This is a genomic window from Frankia sp. QA3, assembly GCF_000262465.1.
Lineage (GTDB): Bacteria > Actinomycetota > Actinomycetes > Frankiales > Frankiaceae > Frankia.
In genome coordinates this window covers 4,937,476-4,959,597 of record NZ_CM001489.1, presented here as the reverse complement: position 1 = coordinate 4,959,597, position 22,122 = coordinate 4,937,476, and the positions used below count along the sequence as shown (strand labels likewise).

The 22,122-nt window shown below is 70.4% G+C and carries 15 protein-coding genes and 1 pseudogene; 10 read left to right on the top strand and 6 right to left on the bottom strand.

Features of this window, described 5'->3' with window-relative positions; genetic code table 11:
- Positions 1-222: 222 nt before the first annotated feature.
- The 5 genes and pseudogenes from FRAQA3DRAFT_RS20330 to FRAQA3DRAFT_RS20320 all read left to right on the top strand — a co-directional run bounded on the left by FRAQA3DRAFT_RS20330 (position 223) and on the right by FRAQA3DRAFT_RS20320 (position 8,671).
- Positions 223-2,385, top strand: coding sequence for a hypothetical protein (locus FRAQA3DRAFT_RS20330; protein ID WP_009740935.1), 2,163 nt, complete (start codon positions 223-225; stop codon positions 2,383-2,385).
- Between the two features lie 70 nt (positions 2,386-2,455).
- Positions 2,456-4,147 carry a class I SAM-dependent DNA methyltransferase gene (locus FRAQA3DRAFT_RS20325; RefSeq protein ID WP_009740934.1) on the top strand — a complete coding sequence of 564 codons (1,692 nt, stop codon included), beginning with the start codon at positions 2,456-2,458 and terminating at the stop codon, positions 4,145-4,147.
- A pseudogene (locus tag FRAQA3DRAFT_RS38860) lies at positions 4,140-4,697 on the top strand (restriction endonuclease subunit S); the annotation flags it as partial. The gene FRAQA3DRAFT_RS20325 and the pseudogene FRAQA3DRAFT_RS38860, both read left to right, overlap by 8 nt.
- Before the next feature lie 15 nt (positions 4,698-4,712).
- On the top strand, positions 4,713-5,429 hold the full coding sequence (locus tag FRAQA3DRAFT_RS37475) for a restriction endonuclease subunit S (protein ID WP_232291680.1): 717 nt from the start codon (positions 4,713-4,715) through the stop codon (positions 5,427-5,429).
- Between the two features lie 17 nt (positions 5,430-5,446).
- The gene (locus FRAQA3DRAFT_RS20320; protein ID WP_035921252.1) at positions 5,447-8,671 is read left to right on the top strand and encodes a type I restriction endonuclease subunit R; all 3,225 of its coding nucleotides are present in this window, start codon (positions 5,447-5,449) and stop codon (positions 8,669-8,671) included.
- A gap of 95 nt (positions 8,672-8,766) precedes the next feature.
- Here the strand turns inward: FRAQA3DRAFT_RS20320 and FRAQA3DRAFT_RS20315 are convergent, their stop codons facing one another.
- Positions 8,767-9,153: a hypothetical protein gene (locus FRAQA3DRAFT_RS20315; protein ID WP_009740931.1), complete on the bottom strand. Its 387-nt coding sequence runs from the start codon at positions 9,151-9,153 to the stop codon at positions 8,767-8,769.
- A gap of 374 nt (positions 9,154-9,527) precedes the next feature.
- On the opposite strand from FRAQA3DRAFT_RS20315, the gene FRAQA3DRAFT_RS20310 reads away from it, so the two are divergent.
- The gene (locus tag FRAQA3DRAFT_RS20310) at positions 9,528-11,072 is read left to right on the top strand and encodes a dolichyl-phosphate-mannose--protein mannosyltransferase (protein ID WP_157467522.1); all 1,545 of its coding nucleotides are present in this window, start codon (positions 9,528-9,530) and stop codon (positions 11,070-11,072) included.
- Between the two features lie 8 nt (positions 11,073-11,080).
- Here the strand turns inward: FRAQA3DRAFT_RS20310 and FRAQA3DRAFT_RS20305 are convergent, their stop codons facing one another.
- Positions 11,081-11,566 (bottom strand): MarR family winged helix-turn-helix transcriptional regulator, encoded by a 486-nt coding sequence (locus FRAQA3DRAFT_RS20305; protein WP_009740929.1) that lies wholly within the window; start codon positions 11,564-11,566, stop codon positions 11,081-11,083.
- Between the two features lie 194 nt (positions 11,567-11,760).
- Between FRAQA3DRAFT_RS20305 and FRAQA3DRAFT_RS20300 the strand changes: the two genes are divergently transcribed.
- Together FRAQA3DRAFT_RS20300 and FRAQA3DRAFT_RS20295 are read left to right on the top strand one after the other, a co-directional pair.
- Positions 11,761-13,614 (top strand): DEAD/DEAH box helicase, encoded by a 1,854-nt coding sequence (locus tag FRAQA3DRAFT_RS20300; protein WP_009740928.1) that lies wholly within the window; start codon positions 11,761-11,763, stop codon positions 13,612-13,614.
- A complete protein-coding gene (locus FRAQA3DRAFT_RS20295; RefSeq protein WP_009740927.1) occupies positions 13,614-14,174 on the top strand; it encodes a hypothetical protein in 561 nt (186 codons plus the stop codon). Before FRAQA3DRAFT_RS20300 ends, FRAQA3DRAFT_RS20295 begins: the two co-directional genes overlap by 1 nt.
- A gap of 21 nt (positions 14,175-14,195) precedes the next feature.
- Here the strand turns inward: FRAQA3DRAFT_RS20295 and FRAQA3DRAFT_RS20290 are convergent, their stop codons facing one another.
- From FRAQA3DRAFT_RS20290 to FRAQA3DRAFT_RS20280, 3 genes are all read right to left on the bottom strand, one after another.
- Positions 14,196-15,212, bottom strand: a complete 1,017-nt coding sequence (locus tag FRAQA3DRAFT_RS20290) for an alpha/beta fold hydrolase (RefSeq protein ID WP_157467519.1) — start codon at positions 15,210-15,212, stop codon at positions 14,196-14,198.
- Positions 15,213-15,503: 291 nt separating this feature from the next.
- Positions 15,504-17,177, bottom strand: coding sequence for an alpha-amylase family protein (locus tag FRAQA3DRAFT_RS20285; protein ID WP_009740925.1), 1,674 nt, complete (start codon positions 17,175-17,177; stop codon positions 15,504-15,506).
- Positions 17,178-17,189: 12 nt separating this feature from the next.
- The gene (locus tag FRAQA3DRAFT_RS20280) at positions 17,190-18,158 is read right to left on the bottom strand and encodes a TIGR03885 family FMN-dependent LLM class oxidoreductase (RefSeq protein WP_009740924.1); all 969 of its coding nucleotides are present in this window, start codon (positions 18,156-18,158) and stop codon (positions 17,190-17,192) included.
- Between the two features lie 181 nt (positions 18,159-18,339).
- Between FRAQA3DRAFT_RS20280 and FRAQA3DRAFT_RS20270 the strand changes: the two genes are divergently transcribed.
- Positions 18,340-19,515 (top strand): serine hydrolase, encoded by a 1,176-nt coding sequence (locus FRAQA3DRAFT_RS20270; RefSeq protein WP_009740923.1) that lies wholly within the window; start codon positions 18,340-18,342, stop codon positions 19,513-19,515.
- Positions 19,516-20,063: 548 nt separating this feature from the next.
- On the top strand, positions 20,064-21,395 hold the full coding sequence (locus FRAQA3DRAFT_RS20265) for a helix-turn-helix domain-containing protein (RefSeq protein WP_369809470.1): 1,332 nt from the start codon (positions 20,064-20,066) through the stop codon (positions 21,393-21,395).
- Here FRAQA3DRAFT_RS20265 and FRAQA3DRAFT_RS20260 read toward each other — a convergent pair.
- Positions 21,392-22,024: a GNAT family N-acetyltransferase gene (locus FRAQA3DRAFT_RS20260; protein ID WP_009740921.1), complete on the bottom strand. Its 633-nt coding sequence runs from the start codon at positions 22,022-22,024 to the stop codon at positions 21,392-21,394. The genes FRAQA3DRAFT_RS20265 and FRAQA3DRAFT_RS20260 overlap by 4 nt on opposite strands.
- Between the last annotated feature and the right edge of the window lie 98 nt (positions 22,025-22,122).

Genomic DNA, 22,122 nt, shown 5'->3' with positions numbered 1-22,122 from the left:
AACGCGGTGTGCAGGGGCGTCGGCGTGGGTGTCCGGGCCACCCCCCGAGCGGCCCGGACGGAGATCACTGTGGCGGCGATCGATGTCTGAAATCAAACTGTCAGCTGATAACCCGGGTTATCGGTCAGAGTCGAGCGAATTCGTATGATCATCGCTATGCTTGCCTGACGCGACTACGGATCGGGCCGTGGGCTGCACGTTCGAGTGAACGGGGGTGAACACATGCCGGACCTGACCGATGGGGGCACGCTGCTCATCTCGATGCCGGAGATCGCAGACCTCGCCGACGTGCGGCGCGCGGTGGTGACCACCTGGCGGCGCCGGCACGCCGACTTCCCCGCTCGCGTGACGGGCCCAGGACTCGACGCGAGCATCCCGATGTTCCACGCGCCGGACGTCGTGCGCTGGCTCGCTGCGAACCCGCGGCGCGGCAACCGTCAGATCGAGAACGCGGATCTGCGCCTCTACCTGCTGCGCTGCCTGGGGCAGCGGCTGGAAACCCGGACCTTCGTCGCCGCGGCCAGCGCGCTGCTCTGTCTCCGCCACCTTGACGACGACGAACCACTCGTCACGATGGCTACTGCGGCTGCGCCGACCATCGGCGTGGAGAAGGACGATGACCTGCTCGCGTCGCTGCGTGTCCGGGCCGAGCGGGTCGATCCGGATGACCGACTGCTGCTTTCCGAGGTGACGGCGCTCGGACTGCACGCGGGCTGGCTGGCCCCCGCTGTCGACGAGCTGGTCGAGGCGGCCTACAACACCCGCGATGCGTTCGGACGGCTGCTGGGCGCCCGTCACCGCCTCAACGTTCCCGAGCTCTACACCGACTCGGTGGTACCGCGGCTGGCGCACCTGATGGCGGAGCTGTCGGGCGCTCGTGAACAAGCCCGGGAGACCGGAGTGGTGCACGTGGCCGATCCGGCGGCGGGTGCTGGTGACCTGCTGGCCGCCGTCCACGCGGTGATCGATGAGGCGGATGACGTGAAGCTCAGTGGGGTCGAGCCCGACCGGTTCCTCGCCCGGCTGGCCCGCCGCCGATTCACGGTCGCGGGCGTGGCCCGCCGTGACCTGGACATTCGTGCCTCCGCCGCGCGCCGCACGAGCTCCGACGTCGTCGTCACCTGCCTGCCGTTCCGGCCGGCGGAGGATCGCGACGCCGTGGAGGTGCTCGCCGCGGTGCGCCGGATCGCCGACGCGCTGCGCTCACGGCAGACCGCCGTCATCCTCGGGCCGGCCGAGGCGCTGGTGGACCCGCTGCCGGTGCACCGGCCGGCGGTGCGCCGCCGCGACGAGCTGCTGACCACCGGTCTGGTCGAGGCGGTGATCCACCTGCCCGGCGGAATGGTTCCGTTCCGACCGGCCTACCGGACGGCGCTGTGGGTGCTGCGTCGGGAGGAGGACGCGCCGGCGCACGGTCGGGTGCTACTGGCGGACATCTCCGACCGCGAGCTGACCGATGACATCGTCGAGACGCTCGTCCTGGACGTCGCGACCTGGCGCCGCGACGGATTCCGCCCGGATGAGCATCTGCGCACCCTCGCCTCCCAGGCGGCGATCAGCCAGTTGACGATGCGACCAGGGAAGGCGTCGGTGGCTCTGACGGCGCCGCGCCCCACCGGCGAGCCGACCCGGCGGGCCGCCCGGGCGGTCGTGCGCCTCCACGAGATCGATGGTCGGATCGCCTCTCACCGTGAAGCCGTGAGGACGGACGATGCCGTGCCCGGCTTTGGCGGCCTGGTGGCGGAGCGGGAGGACCCGCGCGCCCTCCCCACGGCTTCGATCGCACGGCTGGCCCGCACCACCGCCCCGGGTGGCCCGCTGCTGCGGATCCTGCCGGGTGCACGGGTCGCGCCGGGCGACGTCCGCCCGATGGGGAACCACCCCGTCATCGGCGCGCCGGAACTCACGGGCGCGGCGCGTGTCGGCGGCCGGCGGATCGACCGGATGGTGCTCGCTGACGCCTATCCGCGGGTCGCCCTCACTCAACCTGGCGACATCATCGTGACGACCGGTCCCCGGTTTGGCGCCCATCTCGACGAGAGCGGCTATTCGATCATCGAGTTTCCCGCGCGTGGCCTGCGGCTGACGGACGCCGGGCGCGCCGTGCTCACCCCGCGGGTGCTGGCCGCGTTGCTCGTCGCCGCGGCCCCCACCGGCCGCGCCCCCGGAGCCGTCCGTGGGCCACGCCGACTGGAGGAGCTGTGCATCGCCGCGTTACCCGAGCCGATCGTGCGCCGACTCGACGCCCTGCTCGCCGGCGCCGACGCCCGCCGGGCTCAGCTCCTGCGCGAGGTCGACCTGCTGGACGAACTGCGCCGTACCACCGTCGACGGGTTGGCCGACGGCACACTTACCCTGATCGCCGCGCTGGATGAGAGTCCCTGACCCGCCGGCCTTCGCGATCACCGAGCCACCACGACACCTCATAGATGGCGAACAGCACCCGAGGAGATACATGCCCCCGCGGAAGAAGGCCGCCCCGGCCGGACCCCCGACCATGGCCCAGTTGCGCGAAACGCTGTGGAAGGCGGCCGACAAGCTGCGCGGCTCGATGGACGCCGCCCAGTACAAGGACTTCGTCCTCGGTCTGATCTTCCTGAAGTACGTCTCGGACGCGTTCGTCGAGCGGCGCGAGCAGATCCGCCAGGACGTGCTCGCCGACGGGATTCCGCAATCGCGGGTCGACGAGTTCCTCGACGACCCCGACGAGTACTCCGGGCACGGCGTCTTCTGGGTGCCGAAGCAGGCCCGGTGGGAGTCCATCGCGGCGAACGCGAAGAGCGCCGGCATCGGCGAGCTGCTGAACGCCGCGATGGACGCGGTGATGAAGAAGAACCCCCCGCTCACCGGCGTCCTCCCGAGAATCTTCAACAGCGAGAGCGTCGACCAGCGTCGTCTCGGCGAACTCGTCGACCTGCTCGGCGATGCCCGCTTCACCGGCCACCGAGCGACCCCGCAGCCGGTGTCACCCTCGGCGGAAGAGGACGCGCTGTTCGCCGAGCCCGCACCGGCCGCCCCGGCGGAGGCGGCGACCCGGTCGGCCCGGGACGTGCTGGGGGAGGTGTACGAGTACTTCCTGGAGAAGTTCGCCCGCGCCGAGGGCAAGCGTGGCGGTGAGTTCTACACCCCGGCGAGCGTGGTGAAGCTGCTCGTCGAGGTGCTGGAGCCGTACGAGGGCCGGGTGTACGACCCGTGCTGCGGGTCGGGTGGCATGTTCGTCCAGGCGGAGAAGTTCATCGCCGAGCACCGCGGGCTCACGCACTCCGACGACATCGCCGTCTACGGGCAGGAGTCGAACGAGCGGACCTGGCGGCTGGCGAAGATGAACCTCGCCATCCACGGCATCACTGGCGACCTGAGCTCCCGCTGGGACGACACGTTCCACAACGACCGGCACCCCGACCTGCGGGCCGACTTCATCCTGGCGAACCCGCCGTTCAACATGTCCGACTGGGCGCGCACCGCCGACGACCAGCGCTGGCGTTACGGAACCCCGCCGGCCGGCAACGCGAACTTCGCCTGGATGCAGCACATCATCGCCAAGCTGGGCTCCCGCGGGAGCGCCGGGGTGGTGATGGCGAACGGCTCGATGTCGTCGAAGCAGTCCGGTGAGGGCGAGATCCGCGCCGCTCTCGTCGAGGCCGACCTGATTGCCTGCATGATCGCGCTGCCGCCGCAGTTGTTCCGCACCACCCAGATCCCCGCCTGCCTGTGGTTCTTCGCCAAGGACAAGGGCCCGATGGGCGCCCGCCGCCTCGCCGAACGCCGCGGCGAAACCCTGTTCATCGACGCCCGCAACATGGGCACGATGATCGACCGCACGGAGCGCATCCTCACCGAGGAAGACCTTGCAAAGATCGCCGGCACCTACCACGCCTGGCGAGGCACCGCGTCGGCCCGCGAGAAGAAGCTGACCTACGAGGACGTCCCCGGCTTCTGCTACTCGGCCACCACCGAGGAGATCCGCACCCACGACCACGTCCTCACCCCCGGCCGCTACGTCGGCGCTGCCGAGATCGACACCTCCGGCGACGAACCGATCAACGAGAAGATTGAGCGCCTCACCAAAGAACTCTTCTCCCATTTCGAGGAATCCGCCCGCCTGGAAAAGGAAATTCGCACTCAGATGGAGCGGCTAGATGTCTAAAGTTTCAACCAGAACTGGCGGTCGCGCCGCAACGATGGGCGTGATTCCAGGAAAGTACGCTCTGAGTGTTGGAGATCCGGGCCAAACCCCCCCACCAGGCTTCGTCTGGAGATCCCTTACAAGCTTGGCGCGCCTTGAGAGTGGCCATACACCGAGCCGCCGTGTCTCTGATTACTGGGGTGGAAATATCCCATGGATAGGTATTCGTGATGCGACGGCTAATCATGGAGCTACAATCTATGAAACAAATGAATCAACAAATAGCTTGGGGATTGCGAACTCTTCTGCTCGAGTTCTACCGGCAGGCACCGTGTGTCTTTCGCGTACGGCATCGGTTGGCTATGTCGTAACTATGGGCAAACCTATGGCTACCAGTCAAGATTTTGTGAACTGGGTGTGTGGTCCAGAGTTGAGATCTCGATATCTTAACTACATATTCCTGCTTGAGCAGGAGAGTGTTCGGAGATTTGCCCATGGGACGACCCATCAGACGGTCTACTACCCGGAAGCGAAAGCGTTCCATGTATGTATTCCCCCGGAGACTGAACAAGATCGGATACTTGGGGTGCTCGGGGCGCTGGACGACAAGATCGCGATTAATGGAAGAATTTGCTCGACTGTCCTGGATCTGGCGGACTCTCTGTTCTCTTCGGTCGTCCGGTCGATTTCTTTCGGGTCTGAAAACTTCGGATCTGTCGCCGAAGTGCTCGGCGGTGGAACCCCTGCCACTGGTGAGGCGAGTTACTGGGATGGAGAGATCTGCTGGGCGACACCCTCTGATATCACGGCTCTCGATGCTCCCTATCTTTTTGCAACGATGAGATCGATAACTGAAGATGGTTTGAGGGCGTGCGCTTCGCGTCTTCATGCGGCTGGCTCGATACTCATGACGTCCAGGGCGACTATCGGTGCTTTCGCTGTCAACCAGGTTCCTGTGGCGGTCAACCAGGGGTTTATTGTTGTGGTGCCGCCAAAGCCCGAGCTCCGTTGGTGGCTATTTCACGAAATGAAAAGTCGTGTCGACGAGATGATAGGTATCGCGAACGGATCAACTTTTCTTGAGTTGAGTAGAAAAAATTTCAAGGCGTTGCCGGTTCGACTTCCGGAGCGTCACGTGTACGAGAATTTTAATGCGCGAGTCGATTCGTTGCATCAAAGAGCGAGCGTTGCCAGTGCTGAGTCAACGAAGCTCGCCGAGCTGCGGGATGCGCTCCTGCCGAAGTTGATGTCGGGGGAGATTCGGGTGCGGGATGCGGAGAAGATTGTGGAGGATGTGACGTGACTTTGGGTCGGGGGGCCATGAGCGAGGACGACTGGGAGCAGGTGGCCGTCGAGACGCTGGGGGAGCTCGGGTGGCAGCCGATGAAGGGCGCGCAGCTCGGGCCGCGCAGCGGGGGTGGCGGTGAGCGGAAGGACTGGGCCGAGCCGATTCTCGTCGGGCGGCTTCGGGAGGCGATCAGTCAGATCAACCCGGACTTGCCGGCCAGCGCCGTCGACGAGGCCGTCGCCGTGGTGCTCGCGTCCGAATCGCGGGACGCGATCGCGGAGAACCGGCGGCTGCACGAGTTCATGGCGCGTGGGATGCGGTCTGTCACCGTTATCGACGAGTACGGCGCCGAGACCACCCCGACCATCTGGCTGATCGACTTCCGTGACCCGGAGGTAAACGACTACGTCGTCGCCAGCCAGGTGCGGATCGACGACCGTAACCGCAACGGCATCCGCTGCGACCTCGTCCTCTACCTCAACGGCCTGCCCGTCGCCGTCGTCGAGCTGAAGAACGCCGGCTCCGAGAAGGCCGATCTGCGGGTCGCGCACCAGAAGCTGATGAACTACGTGACCGAATGGCCGCTGGCGTTCCGGGCCACCGTGCTGTTCGCCGTCTCCGACGGCGTGACCGCCCGCTACGGCACCCCGTTCACCCCGTTCAACCACTTTGCGCCGTGGAACGTTGACGACGACGGCGTGCCGGTGCGGCCGGAGGGGAATCCCGGCGGGCAGCGGGAGCTGTCGCGCGAGGTCGATGACATCCGCTACGACGACGCGCAGTCCGTGCTGCTGCATGGCCTGTTCGACCAGCGCCGGTTCCTCGACCTGCTGCGCGGCTACGTCACGTTCGCCAGCGTGGGCGGCTCGGGCCTGCAGAAGCGGATCGCGAAGGCGCACCAGTACTTCGCGGTCAGCCGGGCGGTGGAGAAGACCGTCGAGGCGATCCGCAGCGACGGGAAGGCCGGCGTCGTCTGGCACACCCAGGGCTCCGGCAAGTCGATGGAGATGGAGCTCTACGCCTACCAGGCCAGCGTCGACCCGCGGCTGGCGAACCCGACGATCCTCGTGCTCACCGACCGGATCGACCTCAACGACCAGCTCTACGGGGTCTTCCAGTCCAGCCTGCTGCTCCCGGGCGAACCCGTGCAGATCGACAGCCGCGACCAGCTTCGCGCGGAACTGTCGAGCCGCGCTACCGGCGGCATCCTGTTCACCACCCTGCAGAAGTTCGGCCTGACCAAGGAGGAACGGGAGGCGGAGTCGACGCATCCGCTGCTCTCCAACCGGTTGAACATCATCGTGGTCGTGGACGAGGCGCACCGCAGCCACTACGGCGATCTCGACGGGTTTGCCCTTCGGCTGCGCGAGGCGCTGCCGAAGGCGACCTTCCTCGCGTTCACCGGCACCCCCCTGTCGGAGGCGGATCGCGACACCCGCAAGGTGTTCGGCGACTACATCGACGTCTACGACCTCACCCGGGCCGTCGAGGACGGGGCGACCGTCCGGGTGTTCCACGAAAGCCGGCTCATTCCCCTGGAACTACCGCCGGGCGTTGATCCCGAGGCGATCGACACCCAGGCCGACGAGATCACCGCTGGGTTGGACGAAGCTGAGCAGGAGCGCCTGCGGCGCAACGTCGCGGTGATGAACGCGCTCTACGGCGCGCCGGCCCGGGTGCGGACTCTGGCGAGTGACATCGTCAAACACTGGGAATCGCGCTCCGCCCAGATGCGTCCGTTCATCGACAGTCCCGGCAAGGGGATGATTGTCTGCGCCACCCGGCGGATCTGCGCGGAGCTGTACCGGGAAATCATCGAGCTGCGTCCCGACTGGCATGACGACGCGGTCGATCAGGGAAAGATCAAGGTCGTCTACACGGGGAACAGCGACGACAAGGGCGAGATTTTCAAGCACGTCCGGCGGCCGTCCCAGAACAAGACGATCCAGTCCCGGGTACGCAACGACGACGACCCGCTCGAACTGATCATCGTGCAGTCGATGCTGCTCACCGGGTTCGACGCGCCGCCGCTGCACACGATGTACCTCGACCGGCCGATGCGCGGCGCCGCGCTCATGCAGGCCATCGCCCGGGTCAACCGCACCCACCGCAACAAGCAGGACGGCCTGCTCGTCGCCTACGCCCCGGTCGCCGAACGGCTGCGGGAGGCCCTCGCCGAGTACACCTCCGCCGACCAGGCGCAGCAGCCGCTAGGCCGCGACCTCGACGAGATGATCGGCAAGGTTCGCGACCTGCACGATGTCATCGTCAAGCTCCTCGCCGACCACGACTGGGGGACGGTGCTCGCCGGCGGCAGCCGGACGGCCTACAAGCAGGCCCTGCTCGGCACCGTCGACTACCTGTGCGACCCGTCCCGGCCCGGAAACACGGCGCAGGACGGCCCGCTCCCGCGCCCCGCCCGGTTCCGCGACGCCGCCGCCCGCCTCGAACGGGCCTACGCGCTGTGCTCCGTCCGGGACGAGCTGGACGACCTGCGTCCCGACATCGCGTTCTTCCACGCCGTCCGGGTGTCGATGGCCAAGCTGGACGCCGAGCAGCGCCGCGCCGCCGGCCTGCCCATCCCCGACGAGGTCGAGATCCTGCTGCGCCAGCTCACCGCCGCGACGATCGAGGCCGGCGGCGTCACCGACCTCTACGAAGCGGCCGGCATCGAGCGGCCCGACCTCTCCCACCTGGACGAGGCGTACCTGGAGAGGCTGCGGGCGTCGAAGACCCCGAACCTCGCGATCGAGGCGCTGCGGCGCGCCATCGAGCAGACCATGCGCCAGGTCACCCGGCACAACCTGGTCCGCCAGCGCAGCTTCTCCGACCGGATTGTCGAGCTGATGAACGCCTACCGCAACCAGCATCTGACCGCCGCCGAGATCCTCGCCGAGCTGGCGAAGCTGGCCAAGGAGGTGAACACCGAAAGCGACCGCGGCCGACACTTCACGCCGCCGCTGTCCACCGACGAACTCGCGTTCTACGATGCCGTCGCGCAGAATGCCTCCGCTGTCCAGGAGCTGGGAGACGACAAGCTCGCCGCGATCGCGCGCGACCTGGTCGTCCAGGTCAGAAACTCGGTGGCGACCGACTGGACGAAGCGCGAGGACGTCCGCGCGCGGATTCGCACCATCATCAAGCGCCTGCTCGCCAGGCACGGCTACCCGCCCGACGCGGCGCGGGAGGCGATCGACCTCGTCATCGCCCAGACGGAGACGTTCGCCGAGGACTGGGCCTCCGGCACCGAGCGTTGACCCGCGTACGGATCATCCGACGGCATCCAACTGTCGGGGCGTTACGTCTACGCCGCGCTGGAAGGTGCCCTGTCCGATGGAGCCAGCGGGCCGCGTCAGCCCACGACATGGCCGTCGGTAACCGGCGTGCCGTCATCCTCGTGCACCCACCGCACCGATCCGCCGTCCTCCACCGCGCGCACCCGCCTCAGCGTCTCGGTCGGCGCGCTCGAGAGTGGCTCGGCGAGGACCAGGCGCAGCGCCTCGGCCGGGTCGCTGGTATCCCCGTGCACGACGAAGCCCTGAAACTCGGCCAGGTCGATCCGGGCGACACCCCAGCAGTACGTGCCGAGGTCGACGCGGACAGCCCGCCGGTAGAGCGCGGCCGGCTCGGCCTCGCCGGTGACGTCCTGGCCGTCGGCGTCGTACAGGCGGTAGACGGTGCCGTCCGGCTCGGTCTTCCACCCGGCCGCCGCAGCGACCAGCGCGTCTGTCGTGGCCATCAGAGTCCCCCGTCGGTGGGACAGCGTCGGGCAGTCGGCGCGGATCCCCTCCACCCCGACCGAATGCGTTGTTGGCGGGCACGCTATCCAACGGGCGCGCGGCTCGCCCACTCAACCCGGCTGATCGTGCAGAAGGAGTACTCGCCGCCGGCAAGCGGCATTAGGAACCACGGGTGGGATGGAGGCTCAGGGGAGGCCTGGGGAGGCCTCGCCGTCTGCTTCGTCGGCGAACTACCTACGCTGATCAGGTGACGGCGCCGACAACGGCTAATCCCTTCGCGTCAGGAATCAACCTGGTCAGGTCACGGCGGCAGCGTCCGTCCGGTTCCGGCGGCTCCGCCGCCGATGCGCTGCGGGCACGGCTGTGCCCGCCGATGCCCAACGACCGGGTGCTCGGCTGGGTGGCCGCGCTCGCGGTCACCGCCGTTGCCGCCGTCCTGCGGTTCTGGCAGCTGACCGAGCCGAAGGGCATGTATTTCGACGAGATCTACTACACCAAGGACGCCTGGGGTCTGATGACCGCAGGCTACGAGGTGGACAACAACACCTGCGTCGGTCCCGGCTTCGTGGCGCACCCACCCCTGGGCAAGTGGTTCATGGCGGCCTCCGAGAAGGTCTTCGGCTACACCGACTGCGCCGGCGTCGCCCACGGCAACCCCGAGCTCGGCTGGCGGTTCGCCTCCGCGTTGTTCGGCACCCTGGCCGTGCTGGTGCTCACCCGCACCGCGCGGCGGATGTTCCGGTCCACCCTGCTCGGCTGTTTCGCCGGCCTGGTGTTGACCATGGACGGGCTGGAGTTCGTCCAGAGCCGGATCGGCATCCTCGACATCTTCCTGATGACGGGGATCGTGCTGGCGCTGGCCTGCCTGGTGCTCGACCGCGACCACGGCCGGGCCAGGCTCGCCGCCCGCGTCGCCGCCGCGGGCCCGCCGCCCGGCGGGCCGGGGGACGGGCGCCGCGGCGGCGCGCCGCGACCGGCCGCGCCCCGGGCCGCCGAGATCACCGCCCGCTACGGGCCGAGAGTGGGGTTGCGGCCCTGGCGGATCGCCGCCGGCCTGTGCCTCGGCGCGTCCCTGGGCGTGAAATGGAGCGCGCTCTACACGCTGATCGGCTTCGCCGCGCTGGCCCTGGCCTGGGATGTCGGCGCCCGGCGCACCGCCGGTGTGCGGAGGCCGGTACGTGGCGCGCTGCGCCGCGACCTGCCGGCCTGGTCCGGCTGCTACGTCCTCCTGCCGATCGTGACGTTCCTGGCCACCTGGACGGGCTGGTTCGTCACCGACGGCGGCTACAACCGGCACAGGTACGGCGACGGACTCCTCGCCGCCTGGCACGGCTGGTGGGACTACCAGCAGGCCATCCTCGACTTCCACGAACATCTCGACGCCCACCACGTGGCGCAGTCCACCCCCCTGAGCTGGCTGGTGCTCGGCCGGCCGGTGGCCTACGACTACCAGGGCCTCAAGTTCGGCGAGCAGGGCTGCCGAGCCGCCGGCGGCTGCGCCCGCGAGGTGCTGGCCCTCGGCAATCCGGCGGTGTGGTGGGTCGGGACGGCCGCGCTGGTCGCGATGCTCGCGCTCTGGGTCAGCCGGCGCGACTGGCGGGCCGCCCTCGTGCTCGTCGGTTTCGGCTCGTCGTTCCTGCCATGGCTGGCGTTCCCCAACCGCACGATGTTCTTCTTCTACGCCCTGCCGCTGCTGCCGTTCCTGGTCCTCGGGATCACCGCGGCCGCCGGCCTGGCCCTCGGCCCCCGTGCGGCGTCGGATACCCGTCGCCTGGTGGGGGCGCTGTCCGTCGGCGTCTACCTGATCGTCGTCGTGCTGATGTTCGCCTACTTCTACCCGATCCTCGCCGCCCAGGTGATCCCGCTGGACGCCTGGCGCGCCCGCATGTGGTTCCCCGGCTGGGTCGTCGCCGGGTAGGACGCCGCTCAGGGCGTGGAGCGCAGCTGGCGGACCTCGGCGATCGCGCCGAGCCGGAACACCTCGATGAACCGCAGGAGGGTGCGCAGCTCGTCGTCGTCGAAGGCGGCCAGGTCCTCGCGGGTCCGGGCGGTCAACCCGGCGTAGTAGGCATTGATCCGGTCGAGGCCCTGGTCGGTCGGTTCGATGAGGATCCGTCGCCGACTCAGCGGGTCCGGAACCCGGCGCACACAGCCGGCTGCGGCGAGTCGGTCGATCATGCGCGACGCGGAGCCGGGCGTCAGGCCCACGCGCTCGGCCAGGGCGCCGGCCGTGGTCGGACCATCCTGCTGCAACGCGTGCAGGCAGTGGAAGTCCGTGACGACTACCCCCATCCGGGCGGCAATCAGGCTGTTGATCTGGATGAGGTGGGTGATCCAGTCCGGTAGAGCTTCGATGACCTGCGTCGCCAGCGACTGGCTGGTTTCGGAGGATCCCTGTTCGTTCACGGTCATTGACGTTGCCCGATCGGCTGAGTAGATTGCATCGCGCAACAGTTGTGTCACGCAACAGTTGTGTAGCGCAACGCTTGTGTAGCGCATCTTAATCGTACGAGTACGTACCGCTCCTGGCCGAGCGGCATCTCACGGCTGCACACGCACTCGGCCCAGAGCGCATCCGATGTCCTGACAACCGTCTGAGGTGCTCGATGACTGAGCTGTCGGGTCGGCTGCAAGCCACCTTCGTCCCCGCGGAGGACGCGATCGCCTGGTGGGGTGTGGCCGAGTTGGACGACGCCGTTCGTGAACACGGGCTGCCGATGGGCCGCCCCGGTGTCTGTCGCCTGGCCGTGGCCGACCGCGACGGGGTACGGCCGGCGAGCGTGCCCGTACGCTTCGCCGATCTGGACGCCGCCCGGCAGGGGCTGCTCATGCTCGACCCGCGTGCGCGGGTCGGCGCCTCCCTACGGGCATGGCGCGACGCCGCGCGCCTGCTGGACGCCGACGACGAGGCGTTCGGGTGGTTGGGGGCGCGGATGCCGCCGGCCGCCCATGCGGTGCTCAACGCCGACGGCACCGCCATCACCGCCGCACCCACGCTGCTGGCCCAGTTCCGTCAGGCGGTGGCCACCCGGATCGCGCTGCGCAGCACGGGCATCGCCACCGAGCTGCGGCCCTACCAGGTGCACGGGGTGGCCTGGCTCAGCGCGCGACCCGGGCTCGGGCACGGCGGAATCCTGGCCGACGAGATGGGCCTCGGCAAGACGGTGCAGGCGATCTGCATGCTGGCCACCCGCCGGTCGGCCGCGCCGCACCTGGTGATCTGCCCGACCTCACTGATCGGCAACTGGCGGCGCGAGCTGGCGCGGTTCGCGCCCGCCACCCCGGTCGTCGGTTATCACGGCGCGAGCCGGGCGTTGCCGCAGTCCTACTCGCCCGGCACCGTCGTTGTCACGAGCTACCCGGTGCTGCGTAAGGACGAGCCGCTGGCCAACACGGCTTGGGACGTCGTGATCCTGGACGAAGCACAGCAGATCAAGAACCCGGAGGCCCTCGCCAGCAGGGCCGCCGCACAGCTGTCCGCGGCCGTGCGGATCGCGATGACCGGCACACCGGTGGAGAACCGGCTCGAAGAGCTGTGGTCCGTCCTCAACGTGACCAACCCCGGCCTGCTTGGCACCCGTGGCCGGTTCCGGCAACGGTTCGTCGCGCCGATCGAGCAACGCCGTTCCGCGACCGCTGCGGCCGCGCTCAACCGGATGGTCGGACCGCACCTGCTGCGCCGCACCAAGGCCGAGGTCGCCGCCGATCTGCCGCCGAAGCAGTACTCCACGATCGTCTGCACGATGACCGACGAGCAGGCCCGGCTCTACCGTGAAGCCGTCGGCAAGGCGTTCGCCGCGGGCCTCGGCGACGGCATCGAGCGCAGCGGCCGGGTGCTCGCCCTGCTCACCGCGCTCAAGCAGATCTGCAACCACCCCGCCCAGTACCTGCACGAGGACACCGCTCAACCCGGCAGGTCCGGCAAGTTCGACCGGGCCACCGAGATGCTGACCGAGGTCGTCGAGCAGGACGACCGTGTGCTCGTGTTCACCCAGTACCGGGCGATGGGCGAGCTGCTGTCGAAGCACTTCGGTACGGCGCTCGGCGTCGGCCCGATCCCATTCCTGCACGGTGGCCTCTCCACGCAGCGCCGCGACCAGCTCGTCCACGCGTTCCAGGAGGACGACGACGCGCCACCCGTGCTGCTGTTGAGCCTTCGCGCCGCCGGCTTCGGGCTCAACCTGACCCGCGCCTCCCACGTCATGCACTACGACCGCTGGTGGAACCCGGCGGTGGAGGAGCAGGCCACCGACCGGGCGCACCGGATCGGTCAGCTGCGGACGCTCAACGTCCACACCCTCGTCACCGGCGGCACGATCGAGGACCACATCGCGCAGATGCACGAGAACAAGCGGGGCGTCGCCGAGATCGTCTCCGGGGACACCCAGGCCGCGCTGGCCAGACTGTCCGACGACGACCTCCACGCGGTGCTGGCGCTCGACCCGGGGGCCTTCGCGTGATGCCGGCGGAGTTCGGCGCCACGCCGTGGGGCAGGGCCTGGGTCCGCACGATCGAGTCGACGTCGACGGCCGGGCCCAACGCGCTGCTGCCCAGGGCGCGGACACTCGCGCGGAACACCACCACCGTGGTGGCTGCCGGCACCGGCCACGTCGAAGCCGACGTCGCCGTGTCCGGGGAGGTGTGCCGGGTGCGGATCGACCTGCCGGTCTGGCCCGACGAGACGCAGGCCGAGGCGGCGCGTCTGGTCGCCAAGGCCATGGCCGAGCATCGTGGGATGGCCGCCGGGGACCTGCCCGACATGCTCGAGGCGGACTTCAGACGCCACGCGATCAGCATCGCTGTACGCCTGGAAGAGCAGCACAGCGGCTGCACCTGTCGGGCGCGCCCACGACCATGCGTGCACATCCTCGCCACGATCTACGCGCTGGCTCAACTCGTCGACGAGCGTCCGGCGCTGGCGGTCGAGCTGCGATCCGCCACCGCGAAGGTCACCGTCGCCGCGGATCCGGACTGGGTCGTGCTGTCCGATCTCGATCCGGCCGGCTTCTACGGAGACTGACCGCCGCGGGTCGCCCGGGGATCAGGCAGCGCTGTCAGCACCCGGTCCGCGGCCGGCGGGCGGCGTAGGCGTCGAGGTCCGGTGCGTCCGGGCGCGCGCGCTCGCTCGTCCGGCCGTGGGGGTGCGCAGCGTCGGTTTCGTCCGGGGCCGGCATGCCCGCCGGGCCGGCCGGGCGCGGGCGATCAGCTCGCGGATGCGGGTGCTGACCTCGTGCGGACGTTCCAGGATGACCGCGTGTCCGGCGCCCTGCTCGACCGAGAGCTCGGCCTTGGGCAGGGCCTCGGCCAGCGTCCGGCTGTGCTCCAGCGGGGTCATGACGTCGGCGTCCCCGACGAGCAGCAGGGTGGGGACATCGCGCAGCACACCGGCGGCCGCCAGCCGATCGTGGTCGAGCAGGGTGGGCAGGAAGGCGCCGACCACGGGAATCGGGGTGCTCGCGATCATCTCCTCGAGGGAGTCGACCACCGGCTCCGGCACCTGGGTCGCGCCGAACCCGAGCCGCCGGGTCAGCGCCCGCGACAGGGTGCTGCCCCGCCATCGGATCCGTTCCAGCAGTGACGGGGCGTGCTGCATCCCGACGGCCACTCCGGGCAGGACCCTGCGCGCCGCCGCGGTGACGGTGGCCGGCAACCCGAATGCCAGGCGGGTCAGTTCGCCCGCGCTCGTGGACAGCAGGGCCACCGCGATGATCCGGTCGCCGAACAGCTCCGGGTGCGTCTCGGCCAGCCCGAGGATGGTCATCCCGCCCATTGAGTGACCGATCAGCACGACCGGGCCGGTCGGCACCCGGTCGTCGAGGACCCGGTGCAGGTCGTCGGCGAGCTGCGCGATGGTGCAGTGCTCGACGTCGGACGGGCCGGACCGGCCGTGCGCGCGCTGGTCGTAGCAGACCGTGCGCCCCAGATCGGCCAGGTCCCGGCGCTGGAAGCGCCAGGCGTCCGCGGTCATGCAGAAACCATGCACGAAGACCAGGGTCAGCGCGGCGTCGCGCGGCCCGGCCTCGGTGACGTGCAGCCGTACCCCGTCGGACGCGGTCACCGTCGTCTCCCGCGTGGCGGGCGGATCGGCCCGCGGGGGCCTCGTCGCCCGCCGCGCTCGCTCTGAACGCCGCGCCCCGGGGCGCTGTGGGCGCCGCTTCCCGGCCGGCTCGACGGCGCCCCGCTCGCTCCGAGCCACCAGACCCACCCTCGCCACCTCCTCGCCACCTGCTCATGACGTCCATGCCCTTTAAAAGGTGGATTAACGTGTCATCTCAGGTAGGTGAGGAAGCGAAGAAGCGAGCAAGCCGCCCGATCCGCGGGTCGGCCGCGGACCGGGCGGTGTCGGCGTTCAGCCCTCGGTGCGTAGCCAGTGGGCGGCGTAGGCGTCGAGGTCCAGGCGCAGGCTCCCGTCGTCGTCCACGGTCCGGACGGTGCCGGCCTGCTTGCCGAGCAGCTCGACGAACCGGGTGCCGGCGTCGACGTCCGACAGCTTGAGGGTGACGCTTGCCGGCGAGTCGGCGAAGTTGTGCAGGGTGAGGACGGCCCGTCCGTCGTGCTCCGCCCAGTGCGCCAGCACGGACGCGTTGTCGTGGTCGACGGTCGAGCAGGCGCCCCAGGCCAGTTCGGGGCACTGCCGGTAGCGGCGGATCAGCGCCGCCACCCAGGAGAACAGCGACGCGGGGTCGTGGCGCTGGGCCGCCACGTTGACCTTGGCCGGGCCGTACTCCCCCTGGACGACGGGGGCCGGCAGGCGGTCCGAGGCCGCGTCCGGGTCCACGGTCGAGAAGCCGCCGTTGCGGCCGTCGGACCACTGCATCGGGACCCGGACCGCCTCCCGGCCGGGGATGTCGAGGTTCTCGCCCATCCCGATCTCCTCGCCGTAGAACAGCGTCGGCGTGCCGGGCAGGGCGAACAGCAGGCTGTAGACCATGCGGAGGCGGGCGGGGTCGCCGTCGAGCATCGGGGGCAGGCGCCGGCGCAGACCTCGGCCGTAGAGCTGCATCTCCTCGCGCGGGCCGAAGGCGGCGAAGACCTCCTGGCGTTCGTCGTCGCCGAGTTTGTCGAGGGTGAGCTCGTCGTGGTTGCGGACGAAGGTCGCCCAGTGACCGTCCTTCGGCGCGGGCGGCCGGTCGCGCAGCGCCCCGAGCAGCGGCGTCGCGTCCTGGCGGGCCAGTGCCAGGTAGAGCTGCTGCATGCCGGGGAAGTCGAAGCACATCGTGAGCTCGTCGCCGTCCTCGTCGCCGAAGAACCGGCGGGTGGCGTCGTAGGGCAGGTTGACCTCGCCGAGCAGGATCACCTCCCCGTCGCGGCGGGAGACGAAGGCGCGCAGGTCGCGCAGGTACTCGTGCGGGTCGGGCAGCTCCGCCGCGTCGGCGGCGCCGTCGGTCTCCAGCAGGAACGGCACCGCGTCCACCCGGAAGCCGGACAGGCCGAGCTCGATCCAGAAGCCCATGATCCGCGCGATCTCGTCTCGCACCGCGGGGTTCGCCACGTCCAGGTCGGGCTGGTGCTTGTAGAAACGGTGCAGGTAGTACTGGCCGGCGGCATCGTCGTACTGCCAGACGCTGTCCTCCTGGTCGGGGAAGACGACGCCGGACGGGCCGTCGGGCGGGGGCTCGTCCCGCCAGACGTAGTAGCCGCGGTACGGGGACTCCCGGCTGCTGCGTGCGCTGACGAACCAGGGGTGCTGGTCGGAGGTGTGGTTGACGACCAGGTCGGCGATCACCCGGATGCCCCGGTCGCGGGCCACCCGGAGGAACTCCACCAGGTCGCCGTGGGTGCCCAGCCGGGGGTCGACGCCGTAGAAGTCGGTGATGTCGTAGCCGTCGTCACGGTCGGGTGTCGGGTAGAAGGGCATCAGCCAGATACAGGTGACCCCGAGTTCGTGCAGATAGTCGATCCGCTGGGTGAGGCCGCGGAAGTCGCCGCAGCCGTCGCCGTTGCCGTCGGCGAAGGTCTCCACGTCCAGGCAGTAGATGACGGCGTTCTTCCACCACAGGTCGGCGGTCCGGCTCAGTCGCATCGTCGCCCCGCCTCAGCCGGCGCTGGCCCGCAGCGCGGGGAGCACCCGGGTGCCGAAGACGTCGATGAACTCGTCCTGGCTCTGCCCGACGTGATGCAGGAAGATCTCGTCGAAGCCGAGCTCGGCGTACTCCGCCAGCCACGCCGCGTGCTGGTCCGGATCGGCCGACACCCGCACCGTCCGCGCGACCGCCTCGGGCGTGACGTGCTCGGACGCGCCGTCGAAGAGGTCGACGTGGTCGAAGTCCCAGCACAGCGGCGGTGGGAAGACGTTGCTGCGCCACTGGTCGTGGGCGATCTTGCGCGCCGTCCGCTCGTCGGCGGCGTAGCTCAGGTGCACCTGCAGCCGCGCCGGGCCCCGCCCACCGGCGTCGCGGTAGGCGGCGAGCACCGCGCGCAGCGTCTCGACGTCGGAGTTGACCGTGATCAGGCCGTCGGCCCAGCCCGCGCACCAGGCGGCGGTCCGCGGGGTCACCGCGGCTGCGACCAGCGGCGGCGGGGTGGCTGGCCGGGTCCACAGCCGGGCCCGGTCCACCCGCACCAGACCGTCGTGGCTGACCTCCTCCCCGGCCAGCAGCGCCCGGATGATGTCGACGCACTCCCGCAGGCGGGCGTTGCGGACGTCCTTGCGAGGCCACCCGTCCCCGGTGATGTGCTCGTTGCTCGCCTCACCGGAGCCGAGCGCGACGAAGAACCGGTCCGGGAACATGCTGGCGACGGTGGCGATCGCCTGTGCGCTGATCGCCGGGTGATATCGCTGGCCCGGTGCGTGGACGACGCCGAAGGGCAGCCTGGTCGCCTGCATCGCCGCGCCGAGCCAGGTCCAGGCGAAACCGGATTCACCCTGGCGGGAACTCCACGGCGAGAAGTGGTCGGACGACATGGCCGCGGCGAATCCGGCCTGCTCCGCCTTGGCGACGGCTTCGAGTAGCCCGCCCGGTGGGATCTGCTCATGTGACGCGTGGATGCCGTATACGGTCATTTCGCGGTGCTGCCCCGCGGCCGGCGGTCTATTCCGTTCGACGGAATCCTGTTGCCGTCGGCGGGCGAGCTGGTCTTCGGGTGCCTCGTGGCGGGCATCCCGTCCGCCTCGACCACGACCTCCCTCGCAAAGTTGTCGGACCCCCGCCGTAGCCTCGCGGCGAGCCTGGCGAGGAGGGCGGATGACACGGCATGAGGGTGGCGTGGCGGCAGAGGCTGCCGGCGCGGGCTTCGAGCGGGTCTGGCGGGTGCCGGACGGGCAGGTGGCGTCCGGGCGGATCCCGGGGTACGTCGGCGCGCTCCGCATCGGTGGGCGGGTCGAGGTGCGTGCGGGTGGGCGGATGGCGCTCGGGCCCGCGAGCGCGCCGATGGCGGCGGACACGCGGTTCCGGCTCGCCTCGCTGACCAAGCTGACGGCGGGGGTGCTCGCGCTCGGCCTCGAGCACGACGGTGTGCTCGGCCTCGACGACCCGGTCGCCCGCTGGCTGCCGGAGGCGGCGGCCCCGCGGGTGCTGGTGGCGCCGGACGCGCCGCTCGACCGCACCGTCGAGGTGCGCCGGCCGATCACCGTCCGGCACCTGCTGACCCTGACCTCCGGCTGGGGTGCGGTGCTGGCGCAGACCCCGCTACAGGCGGAGATGCGGCGGCGGGGAGTCTTCCCCGGTCCCCTGACGCCGGCGATGTCCGCGGACGAGTTCGTCGCCAGGGTCGCCGGGCTTCCGCTGGCGTTCCAGCCGGGCGAGGGCTGGCTGTACGACACGGGCATCGACCTGCTCGGCGTGCTGCTCGCCCGGTGCGCCGGGCGGCCGCTGTCCGAGCTGGTCGCCGAGCGGATCACCGACCCGCTCGGCATGGCGTCCACCGGGTTCTGGGAGCCGGACCCGGGTCGGCTCGCCACGGCCTACCGGCCCGGGCCCGACGGGCTGGAGGTGCTGGACGCGGCCGACGGCGAGTTCGCCCACCCGCCGGTCTTCGAGGAGCTCAGCTCCGGGCTGGTGTCCACCGCGCCCGACGTCCTGCGGTTCCTGTGCGCGCTCGCGGACGGCGGCGCTCCGGTGCTGCCGGCCGGCGCGGTGGCGCGGATGACCGCTGACGCGCTCACCGACGCCCAGCGCGACCAGGCGCGGCCGATCGTCGGCCCCGGCGGGTCGTGGGGCCTGGGGACCGGCGTGGAGGTCGAGGCCACCCAGCCGTGGATGGCGCCCGGGCGCTGGGGCTGGGACGGCGGGACGGGAACCACCGGTCATGTCGATCCGGCCCGTGGCGCCGTCGGCGTCCTGCTCACCCAGCGGGCGATGACCGGCCCGCTGGACGGCTTCGGTGCGTTCTGGACGGAGGTCGCCGCAGCCACCCGATGACGCCGCCGGGCGCGTCGCGTCGTACAGCAGGACGGTCGCCTCCAGCGCGGCCAGGATCAGCCTGACCGAGCCGGGGAGCGGGAGCAGCGGCAGCAGAAGCGTCAGGAGCCGGATGAGACGATGCACCCGCCGCCCGCGGGGCGGGTGGCCGCCCGCGTTCCGGATCCACGCGGTTCTTCTCGACAATGGCCTGGACATGGCACCTCCGGCGGTAATCTCCAGCCCTTTTCGCGGGCCCTTCGATTGCTATCACCGGGGGTGATCGGTCGAATGTGCGTTGCGTGGTCGTGCGCGCGCAGGCCGGTGCGCCGCAGATTTTTGCGCGCGTGGCGCACATTCCGATGGCGGCCCGATTCCCGAGTCGCCGCCGGCCCGGCTATCATCTGCCCCGGCCGGTGGGAAATGGGCGAGCGGGTCCGGCGGGAAACGCGGGGGTGGCCGTGGGCGGACAGCATCCGGCCAGGTGCGGGCGGGACATCCGGTCGCGGCTGGCAAAGGCCGGCGTCGGTGTGCCGGAGACGGCGGACGCCGTTCATCGTCACTGCGGGGTGAGCCGGTTGCGGGCATACCGGCTGGCATACGGCTGGACGCAGCAGGAACTCGTGCGGCGGATCCGCGAGCACGAGGCCGGGGCCGGGCGGGGCGAACCGCCGCTCGGGCATCAGCGGATATCGAGGTGGGAGCGCGGCGAACGGCCGTCCCCTCGATATCTCGACGCGCTGTGCGCCGTTCTGCGCACGCGTCCGGACCGGCTCGGTTTCGGGCTGGACGGCTCCGCCGCCGGCATCCTCCCCGCTCCGGAGGCGTTGTGGTCCGCCGTTCCGGTTCCCGACTCCGGCGGATCGGCCGCGGCCGTGCTGGCGCAGGCGGGGGAGCTTCGGGGTGCCCTCGACCGGACGCTGTGGGTCGAGGTGGCGGCCGAGCAGGTCGATCGTCTCGACGAGATCGTGCGTGATCACGGATTCCGGTATCGCACGGAGCCGACGATCGGGATGATCGGCGACCTGTCCGTCGACCTCGCCGAGGTCGGCCGGCTGCTGGGCCGGCGCCAGCCGCTGTACCAGCAGCGCAGGCTGCGGGGCGTTACCGCGAAGCTGGCCGGCATCATCGCCCTGTCGTTCTCCGACCTGGGCGACCGGGCCGAGATGCGCGGCTGGTTCGAGACGGCGCACCGCAACGCGAGCGAGCACGGCGCCGCGGAGCTGCTCGCCTGGGTGGTGGCGAAACGGGCCAAGGCCGAGCTGGAGAACGGCGCGTCCGCGCGGCTCGTGCTCACGATCGCCGCGCGGGCGGAGGCGCTTGCAGGCCGCAGTCCGAGCGCCGGGAAGCTGATCGCCGTCGCGATGCAGGCCCGAGCCTTCGGCGTGCAGAAGAAGCTGACCGACGTCCTACGGCGGGCCCGGGATGCGCTGGACCTGTTCGGCCGACTCGACCTGGAGGCCACCAGCAGCAGCGTGCTGGCGATGAGCGAGCAGCAGCTCCACCTCTACATCGCCGACGCGCTGCTCGCCGCCGGCGACTGGCGCCGCAGCCTGCCGCACTTCGACCGCGCGCTGCGCCTGTTCCCGCCGGGGGAGCCCCTCGACCCGGTGCTCACCCGGATCAACCAGGCCGGTGCGCTGATCCTCGGCGCCCAGATCGACACCGGCTGCGAGCAGATCGCCCGGGAACTGACCGGCATCGCCGAGCACTGGCGCAGCCCGCTCGTGCTGCGCTGGGCCGTCGACGCGCTGCGGCGCGTGCCCGAGCGGCACCGCGGCCAGTCCGCCGTGCGCGACCTGCGGGAGCTGATCGGAACCCTCGCGCCGACGGGGCCGATCGGGCCGATGGCGGCGATCGAGCCGGACCACCGCGGCGTCCTGCTGGATCCCGCCGGCTAGCCCACGGGACGGGCACTGACGGACCGGTGCGCGGCGGGGCTGTCGCGCTCCCTGGGTAAGGACCGGTCGGCGGTCGCGGTCCGCGCGTCCCACTCCTGCCGGCTGATCGCGTAGACGTTGCTGGCCCGCCACGGGCCGACGTCGGCGATCCCGCGAAAGGTCATCCCGAGCCGGCGGGCGATCGCGTTCATGCCGGCGTTGTCCCGGTGCGTCGCGGTGATCAGCTCGTCCACCTTGAGCCGTTCGAAGCCGAACTCCAGCGACGCCCGGACCGCCTCCGTGCCGAGCCCGTGCCCCCAGTGGTCCCGGCGGATGGACACGGCGACCTCGATCCCCGGCCAACCGTCCGCGAAATAGGCGCCGGCCCGGCCGAGGAACTCCCCGCTGCCCCGTTCCTCGACCGCCCACATTCCGTGACCGTGGATCGTCCACATGCCCATGAGATGGGTGACGAGGCGTTCCGTGCCGGCCAACCCGACCGGGCCGTCGAGATAACGCATCGTCTCCGGATCGGCGTTCATCGCGGCGTAGGGGTGCAGATCCTCGGGGCGCCAGCCGCGCAGGATCAACCGGGAGGTGATCACGGTTGGAATCTCGATGCGGGTGGGCACCCCGTACGTCAACGTCATGTAAATGATGGTCCGCTGACGGGCACCGGTCGGGAAGCACCCGGTGCGACCGATTCGCCGCGCCCCGTCGCCAAGTTTGTCCGGTATGTGATGGAACG

Bases quoted from the DNA above. Each gene is read 5' to 3' on its own strand.
- FRAQA3DRAFT_RS20300 (WP_009740928.1), top strand. From the start codon at position 11,761: ATGACTGAGCTGTCGGGTCGGCTGCAAGCCACCTTCGTCCCCGCGGAG.
- FRAQA3DRAFT_RS20280 (WP_009740924.1), bottom strand. From the start codon at position 18,158: ATGACCGTATACGGCATCCACGCGTCACATGAGCAGATCCCACCGGGC.
- FRAQA3DRAFT_RS20305 (WP_009740929.1), bottom strand. From the start codon at position 11,566: ATGACCGTGAACGAACAGGGATCCTCCGAAACCAGCCAGTCGCTGGCG.
- FRAQA3DRAFT_RS20270 (WP_009740923.1), top strand. From the start codon at position 18,340: ATGACACGGCATGAGGGTGGCGTGGCGGCAGAGGCTGCCGGCGCGGGC.
- FRAQA3DRAFT_RS20260 (WP_009740921.1), bottom strand. From the start codon at position 22,024: ATGACGTTGACGTACGGGGTGCCCACCCGCATCGAGATTCCAACCGTG.
- FRAQA3DRAFT_RS20320 (WP_035921252.1), top strand. From the start codon at position 5,447: ATGAGCGAGGACGACTGGGAGCAGGTGGCCGTCGAGACGCTGGGGGAG.
- FRAQA3DRAFT_RS20285 (WP_009740925.1), bottom strand. From the start codon at position 17,177: ATGCGACTGAGCCGGACCGCCGACCTGTGGTGGAAGAACGCCGTCATC.
- FRAQA3DRAFT_RS20310 (WP_157467522.1), top strand. From the start codon at position 9,528: ATGCCCAACGACCGGGTGCTCGGCTGGGTGGCCGCGCTCGCGGTCACC.
- FRAQA3DRAFT_RS20330 (WP_009740935.1), top strand. From the start codon at position 223: ATGCCGGACCTGACCGATGGGGGCACGCTGCTCATCTCGATGCCGGAG.
- FRAQA3DRAFT_RS20325 (WP_009740934.1), top strand. From the start codon at position 2,456: ATGCCCCCGCGGAAGAAGGCCGCCCCGGCCGGACCCCCGACCATGGCC.
- FRAQA3DRAFT_RS20295 (WP_009740927.1), top strand. From the start codon at position 13,614: ATGCCGGCGGAGTTCGGCGCCACGCCGTGGGGCAGGGCCTGGGTCCGC.
- FRAQA3DRAFT_RS20315 (WP_009740931.1), bottom strand. From the start codon at position 9,153: ATGGCCACGACAGACGCGCTGGTCGCTGCGGCGGCCGGGTGGAAGACC.